General features: G+C 40.6%; 16 protein-coding genes and 1 rRNA gene. 16 read left to right on the forward strand and 1 reads right to left on the reverse strand.

Annotated features, from left to right (window positions below; genetic code table 11):
• From rrf to rsmI, 11 genes are all read left to right on the forward strand, one after another.
• A 5S ribosomal RNA gene (gene rrf / locus HC179_RS21405) occupies positions 1-71 on the forward strand; the annotation flags it as partial.
• 491 nt (positions 72-562) lie between these two features.
• Entirely contained in the window at positions 563-763 is a 201-nt protein-coding gene (locus HC179_RS20045) for a sigma factor G inhibitor Gin (protein ID WP_168865970.1), read from the forward strand.
• Positions 764-941: 178 nt separating this feature from the next.
• Positions 942-2,399, forward strand: a complete 1,458-nt coding sequence (locus tag HC179_RS20050; RefSeq protein ID WP_168865971.1) for an aminotransferase class I/II-fold pyridoxal phosphate-dependent enzyme — start codon at positions 942-944, stop codon at positions 2,397-2,399.
• 7 nt (positions 2,400-2,406) lie between these two features.
• The gene (gene tmk / locus HC179_RS20055; RefSeq protein ID WP_346775168.1) at positions 2,407-3,045 is read left to right on the forward strand and encodes a dTMP kinase; all 639 of its coding nucleotides are present in this window, start codon (positions 2,407-2,409) and stop codon (positions 3,043-3,045) included.
• An 81-nt stretch (positions 3,046-3,126) separates the two neighbouring features.
• Positions 3,127-3,456, forward strand: a complete 330-nt coding sequence (locus tag HC179_RS20060; RefSeq protein WP_010191354.1) for a cyclic-di-AMP receptor — start codon at positions 3,127-3,129, stop codon at positions 3,454-3,456.
• Between the two features lie 78 nt (positions 3,457-3,534).
• Positions 3,535-3,975: a YaaR family protein gene (locus tag HC179_RS20065; RefSeq protein WP_168865972.1), complete on the forward strand. Its 441-nt coding sequence runs from the start codon at positions 3,535-3,537 to the stop codon at positions 3,973-3,975.
• An 18-nt stretch (positions 3,976-3,993) separates the two neighbouring features.
• On the forward strand, positions 3,994-4,986 hold the full coding sequence (holB, locus tag HC179_RS20070; RefSeq protein WP_168865973.1) for a DNA polymerase III subunit delta': 993 nt from the start codon (positions 3,994-3,996) through the stop codon (positions 4,984-4,986).
• A gap of 1 nt (position 4,987) precedes the next feature.
• Positions 4,988-5,815: a PSP1 domain-containing protein gene (locus HC179_RS20075; RefSeq protein ID WP_060666692.1), complete on the forward strand. Its 828-nt coding sequence runs from the start codon at positions 4,988-4,990 to the stop codon at positions 5,813-5,815.
• A gap of 12 nt (positions 5,816-5,827) precedes the next feature.
• Positions 5,828-6,199: a DNA replication initiation control protein YabA gene (gene yabA / locus HC179_RS20080; protein ID WP_168865974.1), complete on the forward strand. Its 372-nt coding sequence runs from the start codon at positions 5,828-5,830 to the stop codon at positions 6,197-6,199.
• A 292-nt stretch (positions 6,200-6,491) separates the two neighbouring features.
• Positions 6,492-7,250: a tRNA1(Val) (adenine(37)-N6)-methyltransferase gene (locus HC179_RS20085; protein WP_168865975.1), complete on the forward strand. Its 759-nt coding sequence runs from the start codon at positions 6,492-6,494 to the stop codon at positions 7,248-7,250.
• 20 nt (positions 7,251-7,270) lie between these two features.
• Positions 7,271-8,152: a 16S rRNA (cytidine(1402)-2'-O)-methyltransferase gene (rsmI, locus tag HC179_RS20090; RefSeq protein ID WP_168865976.1), complete on the forward strand. Its 882-nt coding sequence runs from the start codon at positions 7,271-7,273 to the stop codon at positions 8,150-8,152.
• Positions 8,153-8,373: 221 nt separating this feature from the next.
• Here the strand turns inward: rsmI and HC179_RS20095 are convergent, their stop codons facing one another.
• Complete coding sequence (locus HC179_RS20095; RefSeq protein ID WP_010191364.1) at positions 8,374-8,655, reverse strand: AbrB/MazE/SpoVT family DNA-binding domain-containing protein; 282 nt, start codon at positions 8,653-8,655, stop codon at positions 8,374-8,376.
• A 544-nt stretch (positions 8,656-9,199) separates the two neighbouring features.
• On the opposite strand from HC179_RS20095, the gene metG reads away from it, so the two are divergent.
• From metG to rsmA, 5 genes are all read left to right on the forward strand, one after another.
• A complete protein-coding gene (metG, locus tag HC179_RS20100) occupies positions 9,200-11,188 on the forward strand; it encodes a methionine--tRNA ligase (RefSeq protein WP_168865977.1) in 1,989 nt (662 codons plus the stop codon).
• Positions 11,189-11,347: 159 nt separating this feature from the next.
• On the forward strand, positions 11,348-12,115 hold the full coding sequence (locus HC179_RS20105) for a TatD family hydrolase (protein WP_168865978.1): 768 nt from the start codon (positions 11,348-11,350) through the stop codon (positions 12,113-12,115).
• A 223-nt stretch (positions 12,116-12,338) separates the two neighbouring features.
• Positions 12,339-13,547, forward strand: a complete 1,209-nt coding sequence (locus HC179_RS20110) for a G5 and 3D domain-containing protein (protein WP_168865979.1) — start codon at positions 12,339-12,341, stop codon at positions 13,545-13,547.
• A gap of 177 nt (positions 13,548-13,724) precedes the next feature.
• Positions 13,725-14,279, forward strand: a complete 555-nt coding sequence (rnmV, locus tag HC179_RS20115; protein ID WP_205825408.1) for a ribonuclease M5 — start codon at positions 13,725-13,727, stop codon at positions 14,277-14,279.
• Positions 14,280-15,170 (forward strand): 16S rRNA (adenine(1518)-N(6)/adenine(1519)-N(6))-dimethyltransferase RsmA, encoded by an 891-nt coding sequence (gene rsmA, locus HC179_RS20120; RefSeq protein WP_168865981.1) that lies wholly within the window; start codon positions 14,280-14,282, stop codon positions 15,168-15,170.
• The last annotated feature ends 653 nt before the right edge of the window (positions 15,171-15,823 follow it).

Here is a 15,823-nt window from a genome sequence, read left to right on the forward strand (position 1 = left end):
CGGAAGTTAAGCTCTTCAGCGCCGATGGTAGTTGGGGGATCTCCCCCTGTGAGAGTAGGACGTTGCCAGGCAAATTTATAAGAAACCAGTGCTTATTAACTTAGGCGCTGGTTTTTTTGTGTTTCATAAGTGTAGGCAGAGGGGGAGTTAAGTGAATGAAGACATCTTTGGAGGGGAAAATTTAGTGAGAATGTCTTCATGGAGGTTTTAAGGACATGTGGAAGGGGAGAATGTCTTCATGGAAGTTTTAATTACTGTTATAAAGCCCTTTAAAAAACAGAAATCCCTAACCGAGAAGTCTTGACCCCCGCTATAAAGACCATCTAACGCAGGGTTTTTATTGTAGACATCTTTAATTGTCAATGTGAGCAAAAGAATACCTACCGAACTCTATAATGAATTCTCAATCAAGTAACACCAATCTTTTTTTATCCAAAGACAAACACAGACTAGTAGGTTTTACATACACTAGATGTAGGAGATTGGTAGGCTGGGATTTTACTAATGTAGTATACAATTGTTTGATTTGGTTAGAATAGTGGATGGAGGTGGAGAAAGAGACATGAAGTCAGCCATTCATTCATCATTTGGGGAAACGTGTATCGTTTGTGAAGAACAGAAAGAAAAAGGAATTCATTTATACACGTCGTTTATCTGTACGGAATGTGAGGGAACAATGCTTCAGACTGATGTGGAAGACCCGAAATATAAGTTTTATTTGCAACAGTTGAGGAAAATTACCATCCCTAGAATCTATTCGTAGTGTCTATTTCCATTCAACAAAGAACTAAAAAACAAAAAAAAGTCTGCTGCTATGAAAAGTCCTGTCTAGGGCTTTTATTTTTTTTAGGTTCTCTTGATTGGCAGGTGACTATAAGTCTAAAGTTCTATCCGTTATAATGGGGGTATATATAGGAAATGAATGATTAGAGGGAGTGCAAATGTTAGATCAAACTAAAACACCTTTGTTTTCAGGTATAAGAAGCCATTGGGAAGGTTCACCATTGTCTGGGCATGTCCCTGGGCATAAGTATGGTGCTGTTTTTCCTAAGGAAGCAAGGGATTATTTTAAAGATATATTGAAGTTGGATACGACGGAGATTACCGGAATGGATGACTTGCACAATCCAGAAGGCATAATAGATGAGGCGCAGCGCTTGGCAAGTGACTTGTATAGTTCTGATGAAACACTTTTTCTGGTGAACGGCTCTACTGTTGGTAACTTGGCAATGATCATAGCGACATGTAAAAGAGGTAGCAAGGTGTTGGTGCAGAGGAATTGTCATAAGTCAGTTCTGAATGGATTGGAGCTTGCGGGAGCGGACCCTGTATTTTTACCATGTAAAGTGGATGAGAATTTGGGAGTTGCAGTATCTGTTGACTTAGCTTATCTATACAAGGCGCTGGAAACGATAGAAGGGATAACCGCTGTTGTATTGACCAATCCGAATTATTATGGGACAGCACTAGATTTGGAGAATATTGTACAAGTTGCACATAGTTATGACATTCCTGTTTTAGTAGATGAGGCGCATGGGGCTCACTTTATGTTGGGGTCACCTTTTCCAAAGACCGCACTCTTTAGTGGAGCGGATGTAGTCGTGCAATCTGCACATAAAACCATGCCTGCAATGACAATGGGTTCATGGTTGCATATACAGGGGAGTAGGGTAAAGAAAGAAAGAATCACTCATTACCTTAAGATGTTACAGTCGAGCAGTCCTTCGTATCCGATAATGGCGTCCTTGGACCTTGCCAGGTATTATCTTGCAAGTTTGTCGCAAAAGCAGAAACAAGCTATTGTAGAGGATATTAGAGAGTTCAACGAAGAGCTTAAGAAGGTAAAGGGGGTAGAAGTAGTTACTCCAAGTGACAGTCGTTTACATGTCGATCCTTTAAAGCTTACATTGCGCTCTACTAAAGGGTTGAGCGGGTTTGAGCTTTCCAGCCTTCTGGAAAAGGAAGGTCTTTTTGTGGAACTGGCAGATCCTAAGAATGTATTAATTGTCTTGCCATTAGCGGTGAATGAGGAAAAACATGATATGATAGAGAGAATAGTCAGGGCTGTATCTAATAGAGCAGATCTAGACGTTAACATGAAAAGGAAGCAGGTTGTCCTTCCTCTATTTCCAGCTGAAATTAGTGCTCTTGCTATTCCTTTTAGCAAACAAGCGGATTATAGAAAGATAAAATGCCCAATAGAGGAAGCAATCGGTGAAATCGCTGCCGAAGCAATCGTGCCATATCCTCCTGGAATCCCACTTTTATTTAATGGGGAGAAGATTACAAGCGCTACCGTGGAATACATAAAGGCTCTTCAACAGATCGGTGCGAGGTTTCAAGCTAGCGAAGCGTTTAAAAGTAATTATATTTATATATATAAGAAGATAAAGGAGTAACATGATTGTGAAGGGATTATTTATTACATTTGAAGGCCCTGAGGGTGCAGGAAAGACGTCTGTCATTCAAAAGTTGGCAGCTGAACTGACGGAACGGGATTATCCTATTTTACTAACAAGAGAACCCGGAGGCATTAACATAGCTGAGCAGATTCGAAATGTTATATTAGATTGTGACAACACAGAAATGGATGCAAGGACAGAAGCCTTACTTTATGCTGCCGCTCGCCGTCAGCACTTAGTAGAGCGGGTAATACCTGCATTAGAAGAAAATAAGATTGTTTTGTGTGACCGGTTTATCGATAGTTCTCTTGCCTATCAAGGCTATGCGAGGGGAATTGGTGTAGAAGACGTGCTTAGCATCAATGAGTTTGCAACGGAAAAAATGATGCCGTCCCTCACTATCTTTTTCGATATAGAACCAGAAGCAGGGCTTAAGCGTATTGAAGCGAATAATAAACGAGAGATTAATCGTTTAGATCAAGAGAAATTAGACTTCCATTATAAGGTGAAAGAAGGATATGACCTTGTAAAAGAGAGGTATGGAGAAAGAATTACGGTAGTGGATGCGTCTATGGACTTTGAATCTGTATGCAACCAAGTAAGAGAGGTTTTAATCTCCTATATTTCTAAACACGGATTCTAATTCTTATCATAAAAATAAATTACCAAATACGAAGTAATGAAGTGGAAGATAATTAATGGTAAAATAAAGGAGGCGCTTTAAATGAAAATGATTATGGCTGTTATTCAGGATAAAGATAGCAATCGATTAATGAATGCTTTGGTAGAACATAATTTCCGTGCAACGAAACTTGCAAGTACAGGCGGGTTTTTGAAGTCTGGAAACACCACATTTATGATAGGTACGGAAGACGTTCGTGTACAAAAGGCATTAGATATCATTAAAGACAACTGTCAGCACCGACAGCAATTGGTTGCACCTGTTTCACCTATGGGTGGGAATGCAGATTCCTATGTTCCGTACCCGGTAGAGGTGGAAGTAGGCGGTGCGACGGTCTTTGTCTTGCCTATTGAGCATTTTCATCAATTCTAACGTTAAGCGGCTGAAAGGCTGCTTTTTTTCAGATAAGTTCCATGAAATTAAGTTATGGGAAAGGGCGGGCATACTGTCATGAAAATATCAACCGACCTTCGAACAAACGTAGATAATGCAAGGATGGATATTAGAAGCGGTTCTACTGCCACGACTGCCTTTGGAGAGATCATGCAAAGACACTCCAGTAAACTGCATACCCAACAGTTGCAGTTATTAATGAAGGATATTGAATTGGTAGGCGACCGCCTAGGAAATTCTCGCTCTTTCCAAGACTTAGCCAAGTATAAGACACTTGTTAAACGTTTTATGGAAGAGGCGGTTGAGTTTGGAATGGAGCTGAACCAGTCCCATCATTGGACAAATGATGGACAATCCAGGCATCTGCAAGTGGTCAAGCAGGTGGACGAAGCACTTCTCGGCCTGACTGAAAAGGTCATGAGCCAAGAGGAATCAAGAATAAACATATTAAGCAGTATTGGTGAGATCAAGGGCTTGCTCATCAATTTATATATGTAGGTTAGTGAGTGATAAACAGTGATTAAAAGTTGGTCGGATCTACAAAACCAGCCTACCGTTGCAAGAATCGTCACAAACAGTTTAGAGCGAAATAGAATTGCCCATGCTTATTTGCTAGATGGGATGAAGGGCACAGGAAAAAAAGAAGTCAGCTACCTATTCGCGAAAAGTTTGTTGTGTAAAGACCTAAAAGGAGTTAATCCGTGTCAGAGCTGTTCAAATTGTAAGCGGATAGATTCCAGAAATCATCCGGATGTCCATGTCGTGGAGCCGGACGGTAACTCCATCAAGAAGCAACAAATTCAATTCTTACAAGAAGAGTTTACGAAAACGGGCTTGGAATCTAAGAGAAAAATTTATATTATTGAGCATGCAGATAAGATGACGACAAATGCAGCCAATAGTTTATTAAAATTCTTGGAGGAACCGAACCAAGAAACGTTTGCCTTTTTATTAACGGAAAATGTCAATCAAATGTTAAATACGATTATTTCAAGATGTCAGCCGCTATCGTTTCGCGCATTAACATCAGAAGGCTTGATAGCAAAGCTTACAGCGGAAGGTATTCCACTGCCATTAGCCAAGTCAGCGGCTTCCTTAACGAACAGTTTAGAGGAAGCAGTAGAATTATGTCGAGATGATTGGTTTGCGCTGGCTAGAAACTTAGTGATAAAATTGTATGAAGCAATATTTAATCGTCCTCAGGCATCTTTGCTATTTATACAAGAAAAATGGATGCCCCATTTTTCCGATAGAAAGCAGCTGGAGATAGGTTTGGATTTAATGCTATTTATTTATAAAGATATGCTGTATGCTCAGTTATCCAAAGAGGAGCAGTTGGTGTTTGTCGACGAGAAAGAGTTAATTCAGAAGTTGGCACTCCAGACGACTCAACAGCGAGTGACCGAGCAACTGTCCTATATATTACAGAGCAAGTCTCGGTTGGCATCGAATGTGAATCCGCACCTTCTCATGGAACAATTAGCGTTAAACTTGCAGGAGGGATATTAGTTTGTATGAAGTAGTGGGAGTTCGTTTTAAAAAAGCAGGGAAAATATACTATTTTGACCCAAATGGGCTTGATATAAAAGACAATGAGTTTGTCATAGTTGAAACGGTAAGAGGTGTGGAGTTCGGAAAGGCTGTCATCGGTCAAAAGAAAGTCGACGAAAACGATGTCGTTCTGCCATTGAAAAAAGTGCTCCGCATTGCTGACCAAAAAGACCGACTTATTGTAGAAGAAAATAAAAAGGCTGCAAACGAAGCGTTTGATGTATGTTTCGGTAAAGTAAATGACCATGGACTGGACATGAAGCTAGTTGATGTGGAATACACATTTGATCGCAATAAGATCATCTTCTATTTCACTGCCGATGGACGTGTGGATTTTAGGGAACTGGTGAAAGATCTGGCTTCCATTTTCCGTACCAGAATCGAACTTAGACAAATTGGTGTTCGTGATGAAGCCAAACTTTTGGGTGGTATTGGTCCTTGTGGACGCATGCTTTGCTGTTCCACATTTTTAGGAGACTTTGAACCGGTATCCATCAAAATGGCGAAGGATCAAAACCTGTCGTTGAATCCTTCCAAGATTTCCGGACTATGTGGTCGTCTAATGTGCTGTTTGAAATACGAAAATGACGAATACGAATCCGCCAAAGAACAATTACCGGATTTGGATGAAGTAATAAAAACACCAAATGGAGTTGGCCGGGTTGTAGGATTGAATATACTCGAACGCGTGCTTCAAGTGGAGTTGTCCGGGAAGGACCGAGTGGTCGAATTTTCTCTAGACGAATTACTTCAAGAGGGAGCCGTTTCAACGCAAGCCACAGATTAAGAGGTGGAAAACTTGGACAAGAAGGAAATTTTTGATTCTGTCAGCAACATGGAAGAACAGATCGGACATTTATATAAACAGCTTGGAGAATTAAAAGAACACCTTGCCCTGATTATTGAAGAAAACAACAGTGTGCTGGTGGAAAACAGTCACCTCCGCAAACGTCTAGAGCAAATGACGACTGTGGAGGATGACACTCCTTTACCGGAAAAAAAACGTAAGAAAAAGCAGCAGGACCAGCAAAAACAGACGGATGTAGGGGAAGGTTATGATAATTTGGCCAGGCTCTATCAGGAAGGGTTTCATATTTGCAACTTGAATTTCGGCAGTCCACGCAAAGAAGGGGATTGTATGTTTTGCTTGTCTTTCCTTAATAAGAAGTAGAGAGTCGCTTCTCCGTAAAGGGGTGGCGGCTTTTTGTTTATGTTTGTGATATAACTCCTTCCGATTTCCGTTTCAGGTGTTCGCTTTCCGCGGGACGTTGCTTGAGCCTCCTCACTTCGTTGCGGGGTCTCAACCTACCGTTTCCCCCCGCAGGAGTCTCACACCTTACACTCCAATCTGCAGGTAAATAGGTATAATACAATACGCTGTACTTTCTTCTACTGCCTCTTATGTTTTTTGTTGGGATTGCGTTATAATAGGGAAAGATTATGGTACGAAAGGGTTTTGGTTGATGAAAGAGGTAGACCTTATAGGCGATGAGCGTCTGGATTATTTGTTGGCGGAGAATTTGCGGATCATACAGAGTCCATCTGTGTTTTCCTTTTCGTTGGATGCTGTCTTGTTAGCGCAATTTGTGTATGTTCCGATCCAAAAAGGAAACATAATGGATCTGTGTACAGGAAACGGCATCATCCCGCTATTATTGAGTAAACGGACAAGAGGCAACATTACAGGAGTAGAAATACAAGAGCGACTTGCCGGTATGGCCGAGCGAAGCTTTTCTTATAATGGGCTGGAGAAGCAGCTAAAAGTCCTTAACATGGATCTTAAAGAGCTTCCGGCAATGTTAGAAAACAAGAAGTTTGATGTGGTAACGTGCAATCCTCCATATTTTCCTTTGACAGAGAATGATGAAAAAATAAACAGCAATAAGCATTACGCGATAGCAAGGCATGAAATAGAATGCACGCTTGAGGATGTGGTACGTGTCAGTAGCCAGATTACGAAACAAGGCGGAAAAGTGGCTTTTGTACATCGTCCAGGTAGACTGCTCGATATCATCTCCTTGATGAGAAAATATTGCATAGAACCAAAGCGCCTTCAATTTGTTCATTCCAAACTAGGAAAACCCGCCAATACACTTCTCATAGAAGGCATTAAGGACGGCAAACCAGACTTAAAAATCCTCCCGCCTCTATTAGTGTACGACGAAAACGGCGAATACACCCCAGAAGTAAGGAAAATGCTTTTCGGAGAAGAACAAGTTTAATCATAAAAGAGGGATACATTATGGATTTATGGCAACAGAATAGCTTCAACGAATCATACACGCAAGGAAGACTTTATTTAATCCCTACACCCATCGGGAACCTAGAAGACATCACCTATCGTTCCCTAAGGATGCTAAAAGAAGTTGACTATATCGCGGCAGAAGATACACGAAACACGAAAAAACTATGTAACTATTTCGAGATCACCACTCCTCTGATCAGTTATCACGAACACAACAAAGAACAAAGCGGCAGAAAAATAATCGATCTTTTAAAAGATGGCAAGGACATTGGCCTGGTAAGCGATGCCGGCATGCCATCCATCTCAGATCCTGGTTATGAAATAGTGGTAGAAGCACTCGAAGAAAAGCTGTATGTCGTTCCTCTGCCAGGAGCAAACGCTGCATTAACAGCTTTAATTGCATCTGGATTAGTTTCACAGCCATTTTACTTTTATGGCTTCCTTGATCGTCAAAAGAAGGAAAAGAAAAAGGAACTAGAGCGGCTGAAAAAGTTCACAGATACATTTATTCTTTATGAATCGCCACATCGTTTGAAGGACACGCTCAGCTTGATGCATGATATTCTTGGTAACCGGTCCATCGTTGTGAGCCGCGAACTTACGAAAAAATTTGAAGAGTTCACAAGAGGCAGCATCTCCGAGGTATTGGCTCTTTATGAAGAGCAAGGGATCAAAGGTGAGTGTTGCATTATAATAGAAGGAAGTAGTGAAGAAGTCAGCGACAACATAGAATTATGGTGGCAAGATCTCTCCATTTTAGAGCATGTCCAACAAGTCATGGAGACAGAAGGCTATTCATCCAAAGAAGCCATCAAACTTGTGTCCAAAGAACGTAACTTACCAAAAAGAGAAGTATACCAAGCATTTCATGTTGAGTAGTAATAAGGCTTTCCCTGAAGATTGTAGTGCAAGGTATGAGACTCCAGCGGGGGAGTAACGGTTGATTGAGACCCCGCAGGCGAAAGCCGAGGAGGCTCAAACACCGTCCCGCGGAAAGCGAATACCTGGAACGGAAATCGGAAGGTGTTGAACAAAGCATAAAACTTAATTTGCAAATAAAAAAGAGGGTGCCGCAGCACCCTCTTTTCTGTGTCATATCATTATTTTGCTTGTAAGTTGTTTTGGATCTCTTGGATAATTTTTTCTGCACCTTCACGGCTTAAGATGATTTTTCCATCTGCAAGAGTAAGGTTATTGTCAGAAACTTCACCAGTAACTTGGCAAGTCATGTTTGGCTTGTATTTTTTCAAAATGATTTTTTCATCATCAACGTAGATTTCTAAAGCGTCTTTTTCTGCAATTCCTAAAGTTCTGCGAAGCTCGATAGGAATAACCACGCGGCCTAACTCGTCAACTTTACGTACAATACCAGTAGATTTCATAAGAAAAATACCCCTCTCCAAAATATAAGTTTTTATGAATAATATTAATCTATCATTTTCGTCATTATTCGACAAATCTAACGTGTTTTCATCATAACAATATTTACAAAATTCGTCAACAATTATGTTTGAAAATATTTGTATTTCTTTTAAATTATGTATTCCAAAAGCGGGAAAATAGCTTTGTAATAAGGGTTTACTGGAATCTGTCTAAGGTTAACATTTACAATTACTTACTAATTTTCAATAGAATACTAACTTAATTATAATCATCATTCGACAAATTTCAACTAGTTTTTTCGACAAATTTTTCGACAACTGTCGAAGTGGTAGGGAACAATTTGTTAAGTGTTGAGGAAATGAAAGAGGATAGAAAAAGTTTTTGCTCAATCCTTAACAATACTGGAGTAAACCATGTATAATAGTTATAAAAAATAGGTTATGATGTTGATATATATAGGAAGTCGAAAACGCTCATCGCTCTCGTCCATTGGGCGGGAGTTTTCTACTTTTATATGTTTCGATTATAGGGAGGTAATTTTTGATGGTAGCCGATAAAAAAACTTTTTACATTACAACACCTATCTATTATCCAAGTGGTAATTTACATATTGGTCATGCATATACGACGGTGGCGGGTGATGCAATGGCCCGATATAAACGTCTAAAAGGCTTTGATGTGATGTACTTAACCGGTACAGACGAGCACGGCCAGAAGATTCAGCGAAAAGCCGAAGAAAAAGGCGTCACTTCTCAACAATACGTAGACGATATTGTGTCAGGAATTAAAGAGCTTTGGGAAAAGCTTGATATCTCCTATGATGACTTCATTCGTACAACGGAAAGCCGCCATAAAGAGGTAGTAGAGAAAATCTTTAAACAATTATTAGACCAAGGCGATATCTATTTGGATGAGTATGAGGGATGGTATTCGGTTCCGGATGAAACATACTACAGAGAACATCAGTTAGTGGACCCGATTCATGAGAATGGGAAAGTAGTAGGAGGAAAGAGTCCCGACAGTGGCCATCCAGTTGAACTGGTGAGAGAGCAGTCTTACTTCTTCCGCATGGGTAAATATGTGGACCGTCTGCTTCAATATTACGATGAAAATCCAGAATTCATCCAACCAGAATCAAGAAAAAATGAAATGGTCAACAACTTCATTAAACCTGGACTTGAAGACCTTGCTGTTTCTAGAACTTCCTTTGATTGGGGAGTAAAGGTCCCTGGAGACCCGAAACATGTTATTTATGTATGGATTGATGCATTGTCCAACTATATCACGGCACTTGGTTACGGTACGGAAAATGATGAGAAGTATATGAAATATTGGCCTGCAGATGTACATCTTGTAGGGAAGGAAATTGTTCGCTTTCACACTATTTACTGGCCAATCATGTTGATGGCACTGGATCTGCCACTTCCAAAGAAGGTTTTTGCACATGGATGGCTATTAATGAAAGATGGAAAGATGTCCAAATCAAAAGGAAATGTTGTAGACCCGGTCACTTTAATTGATCGTTATGGTCTTGATGCATTGAGATATTATCTATTAAGAGAGGTTCCGTTTGGAGCGGATGGTGTCTTCACACCTGAAGGCTTCGTGGAAAGAGTAAACTTTGACCTAGCAAATGACCTTGGCAATCTACTGAACAGAACGGTTGCCATGATTGACAAGTATTTTGATGGAGAAGTTCCTGTTTACAACGGCAATGTAACAGAGTTTGATCAGACGTTAAGCGAACTTGCGGTTCACACTGTTCAACAGTATGAACATGCAATGGAAAACATGGAATTCTCTGTGGCATTATCTTCTATCTGGCAGCTTGTTAGCAGAACGAACAAATATATTGATGAAACACAGCCATGGGTATTAGCAAAAAATGAAGAGACAAAAGATCAGCTTGCGTCTGCCATGGCCCACCTTGCAGAATCATTGCGATTCATTGGAATCCTTTTAAAGCCGTTCTTGACTAGAACACCTGGTAAAATATTTGCTCAACTTGGAGTGGAAGAATCATTAACATCTTGGGAAAGCTTATCCGCATTCGGACAGATTCCTGCAGGTACAAAGACAGTGAAAGCAGACCCTATTTTCCCTCGCCTTGATGTAAAGGAGGAAGTAGAGCACATTAAACAGGTCATGCAGCCTTCAGCACCAGCAGAAAAGGCGGAAGAAAAAGTGGTAGAAGCACCACCAGCATCTGAAGAGATCACGTTTGATGATTTTATGAAGATAGATTTGCGTGTAGCAGAAGTGACTCACTGTGAGCCGGTGAAAAAGGCCGACAAGTTATTAAAGCTTCAATTGGATCTTGGTTATGAAAAAAGACAGGTAGTTTCCGGTATTGCAAAGTTTTACAAACCAGAGGAGCTAGTTGGAAAGCGAGTTATTTGCGTAACGAACTTAAAGCCTGTTAAACTACGTGGAGAGTTATCAGAAGGAATGATATTAGCAGGAGAAAAGGATGGGGTCCTATCCTTAGCTTCTGTGGACGCGTCCTTGCCGCTAGGTGCTAAAGTAAAATAATTAGTTTTTGGATAAAATAATTTCAGAATGAAAGAGGTGTTTCACGTGTAACAACGGGTTGCACCTCTTTGTTTCTTTTACCGGATACTATTTGCTTATATTATTTTAATAAAAGGATTTAATTCTCATTTCAACCAATATATTACGGGAGTGTTTTTCATGTTATTTGATACACATGTGCATTTGAATGCAGATCAATATGAGGAAGATTTACAAGAGGTAATTGATCGTGCACAAGCTGAAAAGGTAACGAATATGGTGGTGGTTGGGTTTGACAGAAAAACGATCACCAGGGCGATGGAGCTTGTGGAAAAGTACGATTTTCTTTATGCAGCTGTTGGTTGGCATCCGGTCGATGCGATAGATATGACAGAAGAGGACCTAGCATGGATAGAAGACCTCGCATCCCATGAAAAAGTAGTAGCAATCGGAGAGATGGGGCTGGATTATCATTGGGATAAATCACCCAAAGAGGTACAAAAAGAAGTGTTTCGCAAACAAATTCAGCTTGCGAAAAAAGTGAAACTACCTATCGTCATCCATAACAGGGACGCAACAGCAGATGTGGTACAAATTTTAAAAGAAGAGGATGCCAAAGAAGTGGGAGGAATCATGCATTGCTTTACAGGTAGCTTAGAAGTGGCGAAAGAATGTATGGAGATGAATTTCTATATTTCATTTGGCGGACCTGTCACGTTTAAAAATGCGAAAAAACCAAAAGAAGTGGTAAAAGAGATCCCGATGGAAAAACTTCTCATTGAAACTGACTGCCCATATCTTACTCCACACCCATACAGAGGAAAAAGAAATGAGCCGGGTTATGTAAGACTGGTTGCAGAACAAATTGCAGAGTTAAAAGAATTAAGGATAGAGGAAGTAGCAGAAAAAACAACAGCAAATGCTAAGAAATTATTCGGCATAATTTGACATAGAATCTTGTCAAAAACGGCGGATACTTGTCCAATTCGGGAAAAAACAATAAGTTCTACCTCTCTACTTCTCCTCATAGGATAAACGTGTCGATAGTTTTCACTTCCCTTTTGTGAGAATTTTCTGCATAATAGACATTACGGTCGAGCCAATGGAAAGGGTTGACAAGTTACATAACTGTCTATATAATCCATTCGAGGAGAAGGAGGCGTTTTTTTACATGTTAAATAGCATGAAAAAACTGTTTTCTGGTAAGTTGAGCAGGACGAAACTGGCCATTACTTTAACTAGTTTCATAGTCTTCTCAACCATACTTGGCTTTGGTGTCTTTCATGGCACAAAGGCTGCTGTAACAGTGAATGTGGACGGTGAGGAAGTCACAGTGCGCACACACGCAAAAACTGTAGCGGATATTCTAAAAGAGTTGGACATAGAAGTCCATCCTGAGGACCGGTTGGAACCTTCAAAGGATACCGTTGTCAGCGATTCCATGCAGATTGTCTGGGATCCTGCGAAAGAAGTGAAACTTGTCATCGATGATAAGGAACACAACATTTATACGACAGCAGAGACAGTACAAGATTTCTTAACAGAAAGAGATATAGATATAAAAGAGCACGATAAAGTAAGTCAAGAGTTAAATACCCCACTTAAAGACAATCTAGTCATTGCCATCGAGAAGGCATTTGAAGTTACTTTGAATGTCGGGGGGGAAAAACAACAAGTATGGTCTACTTCGACTACGGTCGCTGACTTTTTAGAACAGCACGATATCACAGTAAATGATCTTGACCGAGTGGAGCCTAGTCTAGAAGAATTGGTAGCAAAAGATACTGTAGTTAATATTACTAGAGTTGAAAAGGTCACCGATGTAGTGGAAGAGCCTATAGAGTTTGGTGTTGTAACACAAAATGATAGTTCCCTTGATAAGGGCAAAGAACAAGTGGTCCAGCAAGGGGAAAATGGGACCGTTGCCAATCATTATGAAGTCATATTAGAGAACGGCAAAGAAGTTTCCCGTGAATTGGTGAAAACAGAAACGGTTAAAGAATCGTTAGACCGCATCGTTGCTGTTGGAACAAAAGCTCCGCCACCACCTAAACCGCAACAGGTTGTGTCACGTAGTACAGAGTCAAGCTCTAAAGAGTTTTATGTTTCTTCTACGGCGTATACAGCATTCTGTAATGGATGCAGTGGTGTGACGAGTACAGGCATTAACTTGCGTACAAATCCGGGAGCAAAAGTAATTGCAGTAGATCCTAGTGTCATTCCTTTAGGGACAAAAGTCTATGTGGAAGGCTATGGTTATGCTGTAGCTGGAGATACCGGCGGTGCCATCAAAGGCCACAAAATCGATGTGTTCTTCGCTGATAAAGATGCTGCTTATCGTTGGGGAAGGAAAAAAGTGAAAATCAAGATTCTTGATTAATGTATTGTGATACTAGTTCTAGCAGGGGTTTATTTCAAGCCTCTGCTTTTTTCTGTTAAAATAAATATTAGTAATAAAAGACAAAATAAAGTAGAATACATACTATTGTTTGTTTTTGCTTTTCATATCATTAGACGTTTATCATAGACGAAAAGTTTCACTCTTTTGGAGGAAAAAATGAAAATAAAAGAAATTATTGTGGTGGAAGGAAAAGATGATACGGTAGCCATTAAACGGGCTGTTGATGCTGATACGATCGAAACAGGCGGATCGGCAATAAATGAGGAGATACTAAACCGTATAAAGCATGCTCAGGAGACAAGAGGTGTCATTGTATTCACAGATCCTGACTATCCTGGGGAAAAGATACGCCATACCATCAGAGAGGCTGTTCCTGGCTGTAAACATGCGTTTTTACCTAAAGATAAGGCGCGCGGCAAAAACGGCAAAGGGATAGGGGTAGAGCATGCCACAGTGAGTGATATTCAACAAGCGCTTAACGGGTTGCATCAAGAGTATGAACAGGAAACCGAAGAGATTCCTTTTGAAGCGCTTGTGTATTATGGACTTGTTGCGGGTCCTACAGCCAAAAATAGAAGAGAACGCCTTGGCATAGAACTAAACATTGGCTATACGAACGGCAAGCAGTTGCAAAAGCGCCTGCAAATGTTCCATATCTCTTTAGATAGATTGAAACAAGCAGTAATGAAAATTGACCAGGAGGAGCAATAAATGCATAAAGATATTGCCACACCGAAAAGAACGAAAGAAATATTGGATAAGTACGGCTTCTCTTTTAAAAAGAGTCTGGGACAAAACTTCCTAATCGACACAAACATCCTAAGGAATATTGTGGAATATGGGGAAGTATCGGAAAAGACAGCCGCCATTGAAATAGGACCAGGGATTGGGGCGTTAACGGAGCAAATTGCTAAAAGAGCCGGCAAGGTTTTTGCTTTTGAAATTGATCAAAGACTGTTGCCGATCTTGGAAGACACCCTATCTCCTTATGACAATGTTACAGTTATTCATAAGGATATTCTGAAGGCAGATGTAACAGAACTGATTGGTGAAGAGTTAAAGGCGTTTGAGGAAGTGAGAGTTGTTGCCAATCTTCCGTACTACGTCACCACTCCTATTATCATGAAGCTGTTGCAGGAAGGATTACCCCTAAAAAGCATTACTGTCATGCTGCAAAAGGAAGTGGCAGAGCGCATGGCTGCTAAGCCTGGTTCCAAGGAATACGGCTCTCTTTCCATTGCGGTGCAGTATTATACGCAGGCAGAAACCGTCATGATTGTCCCAAAAACAGTTTTTGTTCCACAGCCTAATGTGGACTCTGCGGTCATACGGCTGGTAGTCCGTGAGGTGCCGCCTGTTCGTGTGAAAGATGAGGACTTCTTCTTTGAAGTGGTTCGCGCAAGCTTTGGACAAAGAAGGAAGACGATTTTAAATAACCTGACAAGCAACCTGCCTGATGGAAAGGCAAAGAAGCAAGGGATTGAAGCGGCACTTGCCTACACTTCCATTGATCCCAAAAGGCGTGGAGAAACTCTTTCCATTGAGGAGTTTGGTGCTCTAAGTGATGAATTATTCCCACTGTTTAAAACGGAAACGGCCTGAAGAGGGTCGTTTTTTTTTTTGGATTGAGTTGATTTCCGTTCCAGGCGCTTCGTTTGCCTGTGGGCGGTCCGTGATCCTCCTCGGCTTGCGCTGAGGCCACTGAAAACTGATAACGTAAATTTATTAGTGATTCCTAGCTGATGATTGGAGCAGAAGGCGAAGACTCCTTAGGGAGATAGCATTAGGTGGAGACCCCGCAGGCGAAGCCGAGGAGGCTACAGCAACGCCCCTAGGAAAGCGAAGCCATTTGCGGAAATCAACAGCGGTGTCTAACATCATCTAAAATCAAAGGCTTTTTCAGTAGCCTCGCTTGCGCCTGTGGGGTCTCACCTGTCCCTTCCACTCCAATCAACTTACGATATTCATTCAGTATTGGAAATTCATTAGTCAAAAATGGATAAATCCTATTTACAATGGATAAATCCTATTTCCAATGGATAAATCACTTTTATAATGGATAAATCGTTTTTACGATGGATATAAGTGTCTTTACAATGGATAAAACAATTTTAGGATGGATAAACGAAAATTCACCCGATATTATAGTGTCAAAGGTAGCTATCATGAAGGGGTTTTTGCCAAATTAATAAGAAAGTTACCAAAAACCCTTTTAAGTAAAACCACAAACACAAAAAAGCTGCCACAGCAACAAG

The sequence above is a fragment of the Bacillus sp. RO1 genome, from assembly GCF_012524115.1.
GTDB lineage: Bacteria > Bacillota > Bacilli > Bacillales > Bacillaceae_I > Sutcliffiella_A.

Bases quoted from the DNA above. Each gene is read 5' to 3' on its own strand.
- HC179_RS20045 (WP_168865970.1), top strand. From the start codon at position 563: ATGAAGTCAGCCATTCATTCATCATTTGGGGAAACGTGTATCGTTTGT.
- HC179_RS20110 (WP_168865979.1), top strand. From the start codon at position 12,339: ATGTTAAATAGCATGAAAAAACTGTTTTCTGGTAAGTTGAGCAGGACG.
- rsmA (WP_168865981.1), top strand. From the start codon at position 14,280: ATGCATAAAGATATTGCCACACCGAAAAGAACGAAAGAAATATTGGAT.
- rsmI (WP_168865976.1), top strand. From the start codon at position 7,271: ATGGATTTATGGCAACAGAATAGCTTCAACGAATCATACACGCAAGGA.
- HC179_RS20085 (WP_168865975.1), top strand. From the start codon at position 6,492: ATGAAAGAGGTAGACCTTATAGGCGATGAGCGTCTGGATTATTTGTTG.
- rnmV (WP_205825408.1), top strand. From the start codon at position 13,725: ATGAAAATAAAAGAAATTATTGTGGTGGAAGGAAAAGATGATACGGTA.
- HC179_RS20065 (WP_168865972.1), top strand. From the start codon at position 3,535: ATGAAAATATCAACCGACCTTCGAACAAACGTAGATAATGCAAGGATG.
- metG (WP_168865977.1), top strand. From the start codon at position 9,200: ATGGTAGCCGATAAAAAAACTTTTTACATTACAACACCTATCTATTAT.
- HC179_RS20060 (WP_010191354.1), top strand. From the start codon at position 3,127: ATGAAAATGATTATGGCTGTTATTCAGGATAAAGATAGCAATCGATTA.
- HC179_RS20095 (WP_010191364.1), bottom strand. From the start codon at position 8,655: ATGAAATCTACTGGTATTGTACGTAAAGTTGACGAGTTAGGCCGCGTG.
- HC179_RS20050 (WP_168865971.1), top strand. From the start codon at position 942: ATGTTAGATCAAACTAAAACACCTTTGTTTTCAGGTATAAGAAGCCAT.
- HC179_RS20105 (WP_168865978.1), top strand. From the start codon at position 11,348: ATGTTATTTGATACACATGTGCATTTGAATGCAGATCAATATGAGGAA.